Consider the following 13,841-nt stretch of genomic DNA (forward strand, 5'->3'; position numbering starts at 1 on the left):
CCCACGGTGACAATGCTGGACATCGATCTACATGTACGTGTAGATGTGGATCGATGGATAGCGGCGCAGAATGACCTTGGGGGTTTGCGATGCTATTGCAGGAAACGCGCAGGTCGGAAAGCCGAGTGCCATGAGTACACCGCGCGCGCCGAAAGTGGCCGGAATCGATTCCACCGTTCCTCCTCCCCCGCACACTGCGGCACCGATCGGCGCGCCGCTCCCCTCGACGCCGGTCGCACCGTCGGCCGGTGGGCACATCCAGGACCGCCTCGCCGGCTGGGTCTCCGACCTCACCCTCCTCCACGAGCTCACCGAGTCCCTGATCAGGACCGACGGGCTCGACGACGCCCTCCAAGAGGTGCTGCGCGCCGGCGCCGCCCTCGTCGGGGCCCGCCGCGGCATGGCCGTCCTCGAACCCGCCGACGGCCTCGGCCCGACGGGCACCGTGGGCCTCGGGCTCGCCCACGCCGAGCTCGGCACCATCGAGACCGTGCCGCGCAGCGTCACCTCGTACGGGCGGATCCTCGACGGGCTCGACCCGCTGCCCGAGGGCGCCCTGCCCCGGCCCGTCGCCCACCCCGACCTGCGCTCCGAGGAGGACCTCGACCCGCGCCACCGCGAGGTCGCCGCGCGCCTCGGCTACGCCGCCAGCTACGCCCTGCCGCTCGCCACCGAGAAGGCCGGGAAGCTCGGCGCCGTCGTCTGGCTCTACGACGAGCCCGCCGCACCCGCCGAGCGCCAGCGCCACCTCGTCGGTCTCTACGGCCGCTTCGCCACCGAGCACCTCGCCCGCCTCCTGGAGGTCGAGCGTGCCCGCACCCAGGTCGCCACCGTCGCCGAGGAGCTGCTGCCCAGCCGACTGCCCCGGGTCCCCGGCGTCCAGCTCGCCGCCCGCCACCGCACCGGCCCCCGGGGCGGCGGCGACTGGTACGACGCGCTGCCGCTGCCCGAGGGCGCCCTCGGCCTCGCCGTAGGCTCCGTCACCGGCAGCGGGCCGAGCGCCCTGGCGGCCATGGGCCGACTGCGCGCCTCGCTGCGCGCGTACGCCGTGATGGAGGGCGAGGACCCGGTGGCCGTGCTCTCCGACCTGGAGCTGCTGCTCCGCCTCACCGAGCCCGCCCGCTCCGCGACCGCGCTCTTCGCCTACTGCGAGCCGACCGCGCGCCGGATCGTGCTGGCGGGGGCCGGGCACACCCCGCCGCTGGTCATCGGCGAGCACCGCACCGAGTACGTCGAGACCTCGCTCTCCGCCCCGCTCGGCATGCTGTCCTGCTGGGAGGCGCCCAGCGTCGAGCTGACGCCCGCCCCCGGAGAAACGGTGCTGCTGTACACCGACGGGCTGCTGCGCCGCACCGGCGATCCGATGGACCGGGCCTTCGCGCGGCTCCACGCCGCGGCGGCGAGCGTGCCGAGGGCGGACCGCGCGGACCCGGGCGCGGTCGCCGACCACGTCCTGCGGACCGTACTGCCGGACGGGCTCGACGCCCCCGCCGCCGAGGGCGAGGACGTGGTCCTGCTGGCCGCCCGCTTCGAGTGACGTCTCCGTGAGAAGCACCACTCCGGCGACCGGTGTGACCCGGCGGTAATGGGTCTTCCGCCCCTGGGACCCTTCCGCACGACCGTACGATGGTGAAGGTTCAGTGTCGTACCCCAAGGAGGCAGACCCGTGGCCGATGAGCTCACGACGGAGCACCCGGAGACCCCGGAGGAGTCCGAAGAGCAGGCGATCAAGCAGCGCAAGAACGGCCTGTACCAGGGCGTCTCCGACGAGCTCGCCGAGAACATGAAGTCCGGCTGGGCCGACACCGAGCTGCACGGCCTGGAGCCGATCGCGCAGGCCGCCCACACCGCCGCCCGGCGCGCCGCGCTGTCCGCCCGCTTCCCGGGCGAGCGCCTGGTGATCCCGGCCGGCAACCTGAAGACCCGGTCCAACGACACCGAGTACGCCTTCCGCGCCTCCACCGAGTACGCGTACCTGACCGGCGACCAGACCCACGACGGCGTGCTCGTCCTGGAGCCCGTCAAGGACGGCCACCGGGCCACGATCTACCTGCTGCCGCGCTCGAACCGCGAGAACGGCGAGTTCTGGCTCGACGGCATGGGCGAGCTGTGGGTCGGCCGCCGCCACTCCCTCGCCGAGGCGGAGCAGCTGCTCGGCATCCCGGCGAAGGACGTGCGCGAGCTGCCCGAGCGGCTGAAGGAGGCCACCGGCCCGGTCCGCAACGTGCGCGGCCACGACGCCGGCATCGAGGCCGCCCTCGCCGACAAGGTCACCGCCGAGCGCGACGAGGAGCTCCGGGTCTTCCTGTCCGAGGCGCGTCTCGTGAAGGACGCGTTCGAGGTCGCCGAGCTGCAGAAGGCCTGCGACTCCACCGCCCGGGGCTTCGAGGACGTCGTCAAGGTCCTCGACAAGGCCGAGGCGACCAGCGAGCGCTACATCGAGGGCACCTTCTTCCTGCGCGCCCGCGTCGAGGGCAACGACGTCGGCTACGGCACCATCGCCGCCGCCGGCCCGCACGCCTGCACCCTGCACTGGGTCCGCAACGACGGCCCGGTCCGCTCCGGCGACCTGCTGCTGCTCGACGCCGGCGTGGAGACCACCGAGCTCTACACCGCCGACGTCACCCGCACCCTGCCGATCAACGGCCGGTTCACGGACGTCCAGCGCAAGATCTACGACGCCGTGTACGAGGCGCAGGAGGCCGGCATCGCCGCGGTGAAGCCCGGCGCCGCCTACCGCGACTTCCACGACGCCGCCCAGCGCGTGCTCGCCGAGAAGCTCGTCGAGTGGGGTCTCGTCGAGGGCCCGGTCGCGCGCGTCCTGGAGCTCGGCCTGCAGCGCCGCTGGACCCTGCACGGCACCGGCCACATGCTCGGCATGGACGTCCACGACTGCGCCGCCGCGCGCACCGAGGCGTACGTCGACACCACGCTGGAGCCGGGCATGTGCCTGACCGTCGAGCCGGGGCTCTACTTCCAGGCCGACGACCTGACCGTGCCGGAGGAGTACCGGGGCATCGGCGTCCGGATCGAGGACGACATCCTCGTCACCGAGTCCGGCAACCGGAACCTCTCGGAGGCGCTGCCGCGCCGCTCCGACGAGGTCGAGGCGTGGATGGCCGGCCTGAAGGGCTGACCGGACGAGACCGCACGGGGAGAGCTCCCACCGACCGGGTCGGTGGGAGCTCTCCCCGTCTCAGGGACCGTGCCAACCGGCAGGGACCGTATCGACCCTCAGGGACCGTGCCGGTCGTCGGAGCCCGTGCCGACGCCTACGCCAGTGCCAGCGGCGCGTCCGCGCGCCACTTGATGATCTTGTCGAAGCTGACGAGCGCGCCGCCCCGGCCCGTACGCCCGAAGTGGACGTGGTCGGCGAGCTCCTCGATCAGGCGCAGTCCCCGGCCGCTCTCCGCGTCCGCGGCGGCCTGCGCCGGGGCCTGACCGGAGAAGCCCGGACCCGAGTCGGCCACCTCGATGCGGCAGGTCTCGCCGTCGAGATAGGCGGTGACCCGGTACGCCTCCGAGGCCTCGCCGCGGCCCAGGGTGCCGCCGTGCTCGACGGCGTTCGCGCAGGCCTCCGTGAGGGCCACCGACAACTCGTACGAGACGTCGGGATCGACGCCCGCCGTCTCCATCGTGCCGAGGAGCAGCCGCCGGGCGAGCGGCACGCTCGCGGCCTCGCGCCGCAGATGGAGGGACCACCAGATGCTCATGCTCCAGCCTCCTGGCTGCGGCTCGACATGCTGCGGCACGACATACCGATACGTATTGCCGGGCGCGGTGGTCCATAAGCCCCCGGAGACTTCAAGAGCCCTCGTTCGGCGGATGCGCGAGCACGGGTGCCGGTGTATGTCGCCCCGAAGTCGCCCAAGAGTGACCTTCCGGACCTGCCTCATGGCGGGGCGGGGCCTGGTGCGATGATGGGCCCGCCATGTCTGCCCCCGCGCTCGCGCCACGCATGCTGAGGGCCGCGGTCTTCACCGCGGTCTGTGTCGTGCTGTCCGCGCTGGGCCACGCGCTGGCCGCCTGCGCGGGGATCGCCCTGTGGTCGATGGCCGCCGGACTCCTCGGTGTCTTCGGCGTCACGGTGCTGTTCTCGGGACGGGAGCGCTCGCTGCCCGTCATCGTCGGCGCGCTGGCCGCCGGACAGGTCGGCCTGCACGCCCTGTTCGGGCTCGGGCAGCGGCCGCCGGCACTCGGCTCCCGGGCCGACGAGACCCTGCTCCGGCTCGCCGCCAAGCTGGTCTGCGGCCGCGGCACCGCGGCGATGAGTCCGGCCGACGCGGCCCGGATCGTCGGTGACGCGGGGCTCGTCCCCGCCCCCACCGCGGCAGGGGCGCACCACCACATGGCCGGCATGACGGACGCGGCGGCCGCCACGGCCCGGACCGCCGAACTCATGCCCAGCCTCCCGATGCTGCTCGGCCATCTGCTGGCCGCGCTCGCCACCGGCTGGCTGCTGCGCCGCGGCGACCTCGCCCTCGGGCGGCTCGTCGCGCTGTCCGCGCAGGGCGCCGTCGAGCTCGCCGAGTGCGCGCTCGTCCGCTCGCTGCGCGCCGCGCTCTTCCTCGTACGGGCCCTGCTCGCCGGTCTGCCGGGCGTCCCGGCAACCGGGCCACGCGGGCCCGCCCGTACGCCTTCGGACCCCTCGCCGCCGCCGGTGGCCGAGGCACTTCAGCACACGGTGATCCGACGCGGCCCGCCGGCCGCCCGCTGCGTCCTCGCAGCCTGACGCGGACCGCTCCCCTCCGCACCCTCCGGTGAGCGGGTCGGTCCGCGGTCGCCCGCGCGCCCTCGGATCCGTCCGGGGACCGTGCGGTCCGCGCCACACCCTGTCCTGCGGATGTCTTCCGCACCTCGCTTCCGAGCTGGAGTGTTTCTGCCATGAGCGTTTCCCGCACGTTCCTCTCCCGCGCCGCCCTCGCCGGTGGTGTCGCCGCCTCCTCCGTCCTCCTGCTGTCCGGCACCGCCTTCGCGCACGTGAGCGTGCAGCCGCAGGGCGAGGCCGCCAAGGGCGGCTACGCCACCGTCAACGTGAAGGTGCCGAACGAGCGCGACAACGCCTCCACGGTGAAGGTCGAGGTCAATTTCCCGACCGACCACCCGCTCGCCTCCGTGATGCCCCAGCCGGTCCCCGGCTGGAAGGTCGAGGTCACCAAGGCGAAGCTCGCGAAGCCGCTGGAGCTGCACGGCAAGAAGATCAACGAGGCGGTCGCCAAGGTGACCTGGACCGCGGACGGTTCGAAGATCGGCCCCGGCCAGTTCCAGCAGTTCCCGCTCTCCCTCGGCCGGCTTCCCGAGGACACCGACAAGCTCGTCCTCAAGGCGATCCAGACCTACGACAACAACGAGGTCGTGCGCTGGATCGAGGAGCCGAAGGACGGCGCCGCCGAGCCCGAGAACCCCGCGCCGGTCCTGAAGCTGTCCGCCGCCACCGGCGACCACCACGGCGGTGCCGCGGCGCCCGCCGCCGACGACAAGGCCGGGCACGACGGCAAGGCCGGGCACGACGGCAAGGGCGGCGAGCACACCGAGGCCGCCGCCTCCTCGACCGACAGCGCGGCCCGGGTGCTCGGCGTCGTCGGCATCCTCGTCGGCCTGGCCGGCATCGCCTTCGGCGTGCTCGCCGGCCGCCGCCGCTCGGCCTGACGTCCCTCCACCCTCACCAGCAAGACCGAAAGAAACACATGTCCGACAACACGAAGGGCGGCGGCCGTCCCGGCCGCCGCGCCCCGCTGATCATCGCCGCCACGGCGATCGTCGCGGCGATCGGCATCACGGCCGCCGTCGGTCTCGGCGGCGGTGACGACACGACCTCCGGCGGCAAGAACGCGCCGGTCGCCGAGGTCTCCGGCGGCTCCGACACCACCAAGGCCGCCACCGTCCTCGACCGGCCGTTCACCAAGCCCGACCTCGTCCTCACGGACACCAAGGGCCAGAAGTACGACCTGCGCGAGAAGACCAAGGGCAAGCCGACGCTGATCTACTTCGGCTACACGCACTGCCCTGACGTCTGCCCGCTGACGATGAGCAACATCTCCATCGCACGCAAGCAGCTCCCCAAGGCCGACCAGGACAAGCTCCAGGTCATCTTCGTCACCACCGACCCCGAGCGTGACACGGCCGCCGAGCTCGGCAAGTGGCTGCCGGCCGCCGGCGACCCCTCGTTCGTCGGTCTGACCGGCGACTTCTCGGCGATCCAGGCCGGTGCCCGCTCGATCGGCATCGGCATCGACCCGCCGAAGAAGGACGCGAACGGCAACGTCGTCTCCATGCACGGCGCCCAGGTGATCGCCTTCTCGCCGACGACCGACCAGGGCTACGTCCTGTACGGCGAGGACACCACCGCCGACGCCTACGCCAAGGACCTGCCGAAGCTCATCAAGGGGGAGAACCCGTGACCCGCCGCACCACCGCCCTGGCCGCCACCGTGACGCTCGCCGCCGCCCTCGCGCTGACGGGGTGTTCGTCCGACGGCTCGTCCGACTCCGCGAAGTCCGGCAAGCCCGAACTCGAGGTGAGCGGCGCCTTCATGCCGCAGCCCGTGATGGACATGGCCGGCGGCTTCCTCACCATCACCAACAGCGGTGACACCGCCGACAAGCTCACCTCCGTCACCAGCGGACTCTCCGACGACATCACGCTGCACGAGACGAAGGACCAGAAGATGCAGCAGGTGACGTCCTTCGACATCCCGGCGAACGGCGACCTCAAGCTCGAACGCGGTGGCAACCACATCATGTTCATGGAGCTGAAGAGCAAGCCGAAGCAGGGCGAGAAGGTCGCCGTCGAGCTGCACTTCGAGAAGTCCGCTCCCCTCAAGGTCGAGCTTCCCGTCGAGGCGCCCAACCACAACCCCAAGCAGCACTGAGCTCTTTGAGGGAGTGACACACCCATGACGCCCACCGCCCCGCGCCTCGGGCCGGCCCTCGCCCGGCTGCTGCTCGTCGCCGCCGCGCTCCTCGGCACGCTGCTCGCCACCGCGGGCCCCGCGTCCGCGCACGCGGCGCTGACCGGCAGCGACCCGCAGGACGGGGCGGTGGTCGCCACCGCCCCCAAGGAGGTCAACCTCACCTTCTCCGAACAGGTCGCCATGAGCGACGACTCCATCCGGGTCCTCGACCCGGCGGGGAAGCGGGTCGACACAGGGGAGATCCGCGACCTGTGCAGCGGCTCCGTCGTCCGCTACGGGGTCGCGCTGCTGCCCGGACTGCCCGACGGCACCTACACCGTGGCCTGGCAGACCGTCTCCGCCGACAGCCACCCGGTCGCCGGCGCCTTCACCTTCTCCGTCGGCGCGCCCTCCAAGACCTCCGTCGCACTGCCCGACACGGCGGTCGGCGGCGGGCTCGTCGGCGCCCTGTACGGGATCGCACGCTACCTCTCGTACGCCGGATTCGTCGTCCTCGTCGGCGGCGGCGCCTTCGTCCTGGTCTGCTGGCCCCGCGGGGCGGCGGCGCGCCCGGTGCAGCGGCTCGTGGTCCGGGGCTGGCTGGCGCTGACCGCCGCCACCCTGGCGCTGCTGCTGCTCCGCCACCCGTACACGAAGACGGGCAGGCTCGGCGACGTCTTCGACCTGGGCGGGCTGCAGGCCGTGCTGCAGACGAAGACCGGGGCCGCGCTCTCCTCGCGGCTGCTGCTGCTCGGCGCGGCGGCGCTGTTCGTGGCCGTCCTCTTCGGCGCGTACGCCCGGCGGACGGACGAGAAGGAGCACAAGGACCTGACCTTCGGGCTCGCCATCGGCGGCACCGTCGTCGCCGCCGGCATCGCCGGCACCTGGGCGCTCGCCGAGCACGCCTCGACCGGGCTCCAGCCGGGCATCGCCATGCCGGTCGACATCCTTCACCTGCTGGCCGTCGCGGCCTGGCTCGGCGGGCTCACCACCCTGCTCGTCGCCCTGTACCGGGCCCCCTCGGTCGAACGCGCGGCGGTCGAGCGCTACTCGAAGGTGGCGTTCGGCTCGGTCGTCGTCCTGGCGGCCACCGGCATCTACCAGTCCTGGCGGCAGGTCGGCACCTGGTCGGCGCTCACCGACACCCGGTACGGTCAGCTGCTCCTGGTCAAGATCGGCCTGGTCGCCGTTCTCGTGGGCATCGGGTGGGTGTCGCGGCGCTGGGTGCGGCGACTGGCGGAGCCGGTGGTCTCCGGGACCGAGTCCGAGTCCGCTTCCCCTTCCTCCTCCGCTTCCGAGTCCGCGTCCGAGTCCGCGTCCGAGTCCGCGTCCGAGTCCGCGTCCGCATCCGAGGAGGCGGCCGAGGAGGCGGCCGAGGAGGAAGCGGGAGAGGCGCCACCCGTGGTGCCGGAGGCCTCCGACGAGGTCGACGCCGGGCGGGCCGAGCAGCTCGCGCGGCAGCGGGCCGCGGTCGCCACCGCGCTGCGGAAGAAGGCGCGGGACGCCGACCCCGAGCGGGCCGGGCTGCGTCGTTCGGTGCTCACCGAGGCCGCCGTCGCGGTCGTGCTGCTCGCGGTGACGACGGTGCTGACCTCGACCGAGCCCGGCCGTACGGAGGAGGAGGCCGGCCGCGGCAGGGCCACGGCCGGCTCGTCCGCCGTTCCCGACCGCCCGATCGACGTCCGCCTCCCCTTCGACACGGGCGGCGCGGACGGCAAGGGCACCGTGCAGCTCACCCTCGACCCCGGCCGGACCGGCGCCAACGCGCTGCACATCTACGTGCTGCGGCCCAACGGGCGCCCGCTGGACGTCCCCGAGGTGAAGATCGCCTTCACCCTCAAGGAGAAGGCCATCGGCCCGCTGCCGGTGCTGCCCGACCGGATCCAGACCGGACACTGGAGTGCGAGCGGCGTCCAGCTCCCGATGCCGGGCGAGTGGTCGATGCACGTGACGGTCCGCACCTCCGACATCGACCAGACCACCATCGAGAAGAACGTGAAGATCGGCTGACCCGTGAGCAAGCCCGCAAGCAACCCCGAGACCAACGACCACCTCGACATCTCCCGGCGGCGGCTCCTCGGCACCGTCGGGGCGGCGGGCGCGACCGGCCTCGTCCTCGGTGCGGCCGGCGGCGTGGGGATCTCGGCCGCCGGGGACGACTCCGGCTCCGCCGGCTCCCCCGGCTCCCCCGCCCTCACCTCGGTCGGTGCGACCGAGGTGATGTTTCACGGGAAACATCAAGCGGGGATCACCACTCCGCTTCAGTCCCGGGGGCACCTGGCCGCCTTCGACCTCGCCCCGGGCGCGGGCCGCAAGGAAGCCGCCGCGCTGCTGCGCCGCTGGTCGGCCACGGCCGAGGCACTGATGGCGGGCAGGCCCGCGACGGCCGACACGGGCATCGCGCTCGACGCCGGACCCTCGTCCCTGACCGTGACCTTCGGCTTCGGCCGTACCTTCTTCGACCGCACCGGGCTCACCGCCCGCCGACCGGCCCAGCTCGACCCGCTGCCCGCCTTCTCCGCCGACGCCCTCGACCCGAAGCGCTCCGAGGGCGATCTGTGGGTGCAGATCGGGGCGGACGACGCACTCGTCGCCTTCCACGCGCTGCGCGCGCTCCAGAAGGACGCCGGTGACGCGGCCCGGGTGCGCTGGCAGATGAACGGCTTCAACCGCTCCGCCGGGGCCACGGCCAAGCCGATGACGGCCCGCAATCTCATGGGCCAGGTCGACGGCACGGGGAACCCCAAGCCGACGGACCCCGACTTCGACCGACGGATCTTCGTGCCGCAGGGGGCTTCCGGCAACCAGGACTGGATGGCGGGCGGCTCGTACGCGGTGGTGCGCCGGATCCGGATGCTGCTCGACGACTGGGAGAAGCTGTCCCTGGACAAGCAGGAGAAGGTGATCGGACGGCGCAAGGCGGACGGCGCGCCGCTGACCGGCGGCACCGAGACGACCGAGCTGGACCTGGACAGGATCGGCCCGGACGGCAAGGTCGTCATCCCCGACAACGCCCACTCCCGGATCTCCGCCCCCGAACAGAACGGCGGGGCGGCGATGCTGCGCCGACCGTTCTCCTTCCACGACGGGATCGCGAGCGACGGAACGCCGGACGCGGGGCTGCTCTTCGTCTGCTGGCAGGCGGATCCGCTGCGGGGGTTCGTCCCCGTGCAGCGCAAGCTCGACCGGGGGGACGCCTTGTCCCCGTTCATCCGGCACGAGGCGAGCGGCCTGTTCGCGGCGCCGGGCGGGGCGGCGGAGGGTGAGTACGTGGGACAGCGCCTGCTGGAGTCCTGAGGCGCCGACCGCAGGGCGGAACGGGAGGCCGCCCGGGGCACAAGGCCGTTAGGGTGACCGTATGTCAGCCACCCGGTATACGTATCTCGGTCCTGAGGGCACCTTCACGGAGGCCGCGCTGCGTACGCTGCCCGAGGCCGCGACTCGGGAGCTCGTGCCGATGGTCTCGGTCCCGGCGGCGCTCGACGCCGTACGGAACGGCGAGGCGGCGGCGGCGCTCGTGCCGATCGAGAACTCGGTCGAGGGCGGGGTGACCGCGACCCTGGACGAGCTGGCCTCGGGCGAGCCGCTGATGATCTACCGCGAGGTGCTGCTGCCGATCGCCTTCGCGCTGCTCGTCCGGCCCGGGACCAAGCTGTCGGAGATCAAGACCGTCACCGGCCACCCGGTCGCCCAGCCTCAGGTGCGGAACTGGATGCGGGCGCACCTGCCGGACGCGGTGTGGGAGTCGGCCGCGTCCAACGCGGACGGGGCGCGGCTGGTCCAGGAGGGCCGCTTCGACGCGGCCTTCGCGGGCGAGTTCGCGGCGGCGACGTACGGCCTGGAGGCCCTCGTCACGGAGATCCACGACGCCGAGAACGCGGAGACGCGCTTCGTGCTCGTGGGCCGCCCGGCCCGGCCGGCGGCGCCGACGGGTGCGGACAAGACCTCGGTCGTGCTCTGGCTGGGCGACGACCACCCGGGCGCCCTGCTGGAGCTCCTGCAGGAATTCGCCGTGCGCGGCGTGAACCTGATGCTGATCCAGTCGCGGCCCACGGGTGCGGGCATCGGCAATTACTGCTTCGCCGTCGATGCGGAGGGACACATCGCGGACCGGCGGGTCGGCGAGGCGCTGATGGGCCTGAAGCGGATCTGCCCGAAGGTGCGCTTCCTCGGCTCGTACCCGAGGGCGGGTGCCTCGCGCGAGGACGTGCGGCCGCTGCGGCGCGGGACCTCGGACGCGGAGTTCACGGAGGCGTCCGACTGGCTGACGCGGGTCCAGGACGGCCGGGCCTGACACGGGTCCAGGACGGCCGGGCCTGACACGGGTCCAGGACGGCCGGGCCTGACACGGGTCCAGGACGGCCGGGCCTGACACGGGCACGGGACGGCCGGGCCTGACCGCCGACGCGGCTCGGGGCCCGCGGGCCTGACTCACCCCTGGGAGCGGTGGTTCGTCCACAGGTTTGAACCACCGGTCCTACCTGCATACTTTTCGGTTACCCACAGAAGTTATCCACAGGCACGCTTCTCGACCTGGGGACAAGTCGACAAGGTCGCCGATCCCGGTCGACAAATGCCTGTCACCCCCATTCCGACGTGCCACTCTTTGGAGCGAGCAATTCCCACTCGAAGGAGTGGGAAAAAGATCGCGAAGATCACGGGTCTTCGCCGTCCACAGATCTTTCGCACAGCCTGTGGATAACTCACCCTCACTGTGCATTGCTGTGGAGAAGCCCGGGATGAAAGAAACACGGGAAAATAAAGCAATTCGGGCAAAGTGACACGCATTGCCATATCGAGTAGGGCCGCTCCCAGTGGCACCGGTAGCCTGGTGGGGTGATTGACCTTCGCCTGCTCCGTGAGGACCCCGACCGTGTTCGCGCCTCCCAGCGCGCCCGTGGAGAGGACGTCGGCCTCGTCGACGCCCTGCTCTCCGCCGATGAGCGGCGCAGGTCGTCCGGCGTCCGCTTCGACGAACTCCGCTCCGAGCAGAAGGCGCTCGGCAAGCTGATCCCGAAGGCCTCCCCCGAGGAGCGCGCCACGCTCCTGCAGAAGGCCGAACAGCTCAAGACCGACGTCAAGGCCGCCGAGGCCGAGCAGAACGAGGCCGACGAGACGGCCCGCGCCCTGCTGCTGCAGCTCGGCAACATCGTCCACGCGGACGTGCCGGTCGGCGGCGAGGAGGACTTCGTCGTCCTCGAGACGCACGGCACCATCCGCGACTTCGCGGCCGAGGGCTTCGAGCCCAAGGACCACCTGGAGCTCGGCGAGGCGCTCGGCGCCATCGACGTCGAGCGCGGCGCCAAGGTCTCCGGCTCGCGCTTCTACTACCTGACCGGCGTCGGCGCGCTCCTGGAGCTCGCCCTCGTCAACGCGGCGATCGCGCAGGCCACCGAGGCCGGCTTCATCCCGATGCTCACCCCCGCGCTGGTCCGCCCGCGCGCCATGGAGGGCACCGGCTTCCTCGGCCAGGCCGCGGAGAACGTGTACCACCTGGAGAAGGACGACTACTACCTGGTCGGCACCTCCGAGGTCCCGCTCGCCGCGTACCACATGGACGAGATCATCGACGCCGACAAGCTGCCGCTGCGGTACGCCGGCTTCTCGCCGTGCTTCCGCCGCGAGGCCGGCACGTACGGCAAGGACACCCGCGGCATCTTCCGCGTCCACCAGTTCGACAAGGTCGAGATGTTCTCGTACGTCGCTCCGGAGGACGCCGAGGCCGAGCACAAGCGTCTCCTGGAGTGGGAGAAGCAGTGGCTGACCTCCCTGGAGCTGCCCTTCCAGGTGATCGACGTCGCCACCGGCGACCTGGGCGCCTCCGCCTCGCGCAAGTTCGACTGCGAGGCCTGGATCCCGACCCAGGGCAAGTACCGCGAGCTGACCTCCGCGTCCAACTGCGACGGCTTCCAGGCCCGCCGCCTCTCCGTGCGCATGCGCGACGAGAAGGAGGGCAAGAAGACGGTGCAGCCGCTGGCCACCCTGAACGGCACGCTGTGCGCCGTCCCGCGCACCATCGTGGCGATCCTGGAGAACCACCAGCTGGCCGACGGTTCGGTGCGGGTGCCCGAGGTGCTGCGCCCCTACCTCGGCGGCCGTGAGGTCCTGGAGCCGATCTCCAAGTGAGCCCCTTCCCCTACCGCCTGGTCGCGACGGACCTCGACGGCACGCTGCTGCGGGCCGACGAGTCCATCTCCGACCGCACTCGGGACGCCCTCACCGCCGCCACGGCGGCGGGGGCGGCACACATCGTCGTGACCGGGCGGGCGGTGCCCTGGACCCGGCACATCCTGGACGACCTCGGCTACGAGGGGCTCGCCGTCTGCGGCCAGGGCGCGCAGGTCTACCACGCCGGCGAGCACCGGCTGCTGACCTCCCTGACCCTCGACCGGCAGCTCGCCGGGCTCGCCCTCTCCAAGATCGAGGCGGAGGTCGGGCCGCTCGCCGTGGCCGCCAGCCGCGACGGCCTGGAGGGCGAGGTCCTGATCGGCCCCGGCTACCGGGTCCAGGAGGGGCCGCTGCCGTACGTGTCGTACGAGGACCCCGCGGAGTTGTGGTCGGCCCCGCTCACCAAGCTCTACGTGCAGCACCCGACGCTCACCGACGACCAGCTGACCCGGATCGCCCGCGAGACGGTCGGCGGTCTCGTCGACGTCGTCATGGCCGGCCCGGGGATCGTCGAGGTCGTGCCGCTGGGCCTCAGCAAGGCGACCGGCCTCTCCCTGGCCGCCCGCCGGCTCGGCGTGAAGGCCGCGGAGACGATCGCCTTCGGCGACATGCCCAACGACATCCCGATGTTCGGCTGGGCGGCCCACGGCGTGGCCATGGCCAACGCCCATGAGGAGCTGAAGGCGGTGGCCGACGAGGTCACCGGCTCGAACGAGGAGGACGGCATCGCCGTCGTCCTGGAGCGCCTGCTCGGCGTCTAGACAGGCCCTGCCGCCGCTCC

12 protein-coding genes are annotated in these 13,841 nt (G+C 72.4%); 11 read left to right on the forward strand and 1 reads right to left on the reverse strand.

Translation table 11 applies throughout. The annotated features are described in order from the left end of the window. Positions 1 to 130 precede the first annotated feature (130 nt). Positions 131 to 1,537 (forward strand): PP2C family protein-serine/threonine phosphatase, encoded by a 1,407-nt coding sequence (locus tag AB0M16_RS19190; RefSeq protein ID WP_365344295.1) that lies wholly within the window; start codon positions 131 to 133, stop codon positions 1,535 to 1,537. 129 nt (positions 1,538 to 1,666) lie between these two features. Then, on the forward strand, positions 1,667 to 3,136 hold the full coding sequence (locus AB0M16_RS19195) for an aminopeptidase P family protein (protein WP_365344297.1): 1,470 nt from the start codon (positions 1,667 to 1,669) through the stop codon (positions 3,134 to 3,136). A gap of 136 nt (positions 3,137 to 3,272) precedes the next feature. Here AB0M16_RS19195 and AB0M16_RS19200 read toward each other — a convergent pair whose 3' ends face one another. Further along, positions 3,273 to 3,713 carry an ATP-binding protein gene (locus tag AB0M16_RS19200; RefSeq protein WP_365344299.1) on the reverse strand — a complete coding sequence of 147 codons (441 nt, stop codon included), beginning with the start codon at positions 3,711 to 3,713 and terminating at the stop codon, positions 3,273 to 3,275. A 218-nt stretch (positions 3,714 to 3,931) separates the two neighbouring features. On the opposite strand from AB0M16_RS19200, the gene AB0M16_RS19205 reads away from it, so the two are divergent. The 9 genes from AB0M16_RS19205 (at position 3,932) to AB0M16_RS19245 (ending at position 13,821) form a co-directional block, all read left to right on the forward strand. Beyond that, complete coding sequence (locus tag AB0M16_RS19205; RefSeq protein WP_365344301.1) at positions 3,932 to 4,732, forward strand: hypothetical protein; 801 nt, start codon at positions 3,932 to 3,934, stop codon at positions 4,730 to 4,732. Positions 4,733 to 4,884: 152 nt separating this feature from the next. After that, positions 4,885 to 5,649 (forward strand): YcnI family protein, encoded by a 765-nt coding sequence (locus AB0M16_RS19210; protein WP_365344303.1) that lies wholly within the window; start codon positions 4,885 to 4,887, stop codon positions 5,647 to 5,649. A gap of 38 nt (positions 5,650 to 5,687) precedes the next feature. Further along, complete coding sequence (locus tag AB0M16_RS19215) at positions 5,688 to 6,401, forward strand: SCO family protein (RefSeq protein ID WP_365344305.1); 714 nt, start codon at positions 5,688 to 5,690, stop codon at positions 6,399 to 6,401. Beyond that, positions 6,398 to 6,871, forward strand: a complete 474-nt coding sequence (locus AB0M16_RS19220; protein WP_365344307.1) for a copper chaperone PCu(A)C — start codon at positions 6,398 to 6,400, stop codon at positions 6,869 to 6,871. Before AB0M16_RS19215 ends, AB0M16_RS19220 begins: the two co-directional genes overlap by 4 nt. Positions 6,872 to 6,895: 24 nt before the next feature. Next, positions 6,896 to 8,902 (forward strand): copper resistance protein CopC, encoded by a 2,007-nt coding sequence (locus AB0M16_RS19225; protein ID WP_365344309.1) that lies wholly within the window; start codon positions 6,896 to 6,898, stop codon positions 8,900 to 8,902. Between the two features lie 3 nt (positions 8,903 to 8,905). Continuing rightward, complete coding sequence (efeB, locus tag AB0M16_RS19230) at positions 8,906 to 10,189, forward strand: iron uptake transporter deferrochelatase/peroxidase subunit (RefSeq protein WP_365344311.1); 1,284 nt, start codon at positions 8,906 to 8,908, stop codon at positions 10,187 to 10,189. A 61-nt stretch (positions 10,190 to 10,250) separates the two neighbouring features. Beyond that, a complete protein-coding gene (gene pheA / locus AB0M16_RS19235) occupies positions 10,251 to 11,186 on the forward strand; it encodes a prephenate dehydratase (RefSeq protein ID WP_365344313.1) in 936 nt (311 codons plus the stop codon). Positions 11,187 to 11,728: 542 nt separating this feature from the next. Next, the gene (gene serS / locus AB0M16_RS19240; RefSeq protein ID WP_365344315.1) at positions 11,729 to 13,018 is read left to right on the forward strand and encodes a serine--tRNA ligase; all 1,290 of its coding nucleotides are present in this window, start codon (positions 11,729 to 11,731) and stop codon (positions 13,016 to 13,018) included. After that, positions 13,015 to 13,821: an HAD family hydrolase gene (locus AB0M16_RS19245; protein ID WP_365344317.1), complete on the forward strand. Its 807-nt coding sequence runs from the start codon at positions 13,015 to 13,017 to the stop codon at positions 13,819 to 13,821. Before serS ends, AB0M16_RS19245 begins: the two co-directional genes overlap by 4 nt. Positions 13,822 to 13,841: the final 20 nt, after the last annotated feature.

The sequence above is a fragment of the Streptomyces sp. NPDC051921 genome, from assembly GCF_040680975.1.
Taxonomy (GTDB): Bacteria; Actinomycetota; Actinomycetes; order Streptomycetales; family Streptomycetaceae; genus Streptomyces.

Coding starts and splice junctions, on each gene's coding strand:
- AB0M16_RS19190 (WP_365344295.1), top strand. CDS start 131: ATGAGTACACCGCGCGCGCCGAAAGTGGCCGGAATCGATTCCACCGTT.
- AB0M16_RS19200 (WP_365344299.1), bottom strand. CDS start 3,713: ATGAGCATCTGGTGGTCCCTCCATCTGCGGCGCGAGGCCGCGAGCGTG.
- AB0M16_RS19205 (WP_365344301.1), top strand. CDS start 3,932: ATGTCTGCCCCCGCGCTCGCGCCACGCATGCTGAGGGCCGCGGTCTTC.
- AB0M16_RS19210 (WP_365344303.1), top strand. CDS start 4,885: ATGAGCGTTTCCCGCACGTTCCTCTCCCGCGCCGCCCTCGCCGGTGGT.
- AB0M16_RS19215 (WP_365344305.1), top strand. CDS start 5,688: ATGTCCGACAACACGAAGGGCGGCGGCCGTCCCGGCCGCCGCGCCCCG.
- AB0M16_RS19225 (WP_365344309.1), top strand. CDS start 6,896: ATGACGCCCACCGCCCCGCGCCTCGGGCCGGCCCTCGCCCGGCTGCTG.
- pheA (WP_365344313.1), top strand. CDS start 10,251: ATGTCAGCCACCCGGTATACGTATCTCGGTCCTGAGGGCACCTTCACG.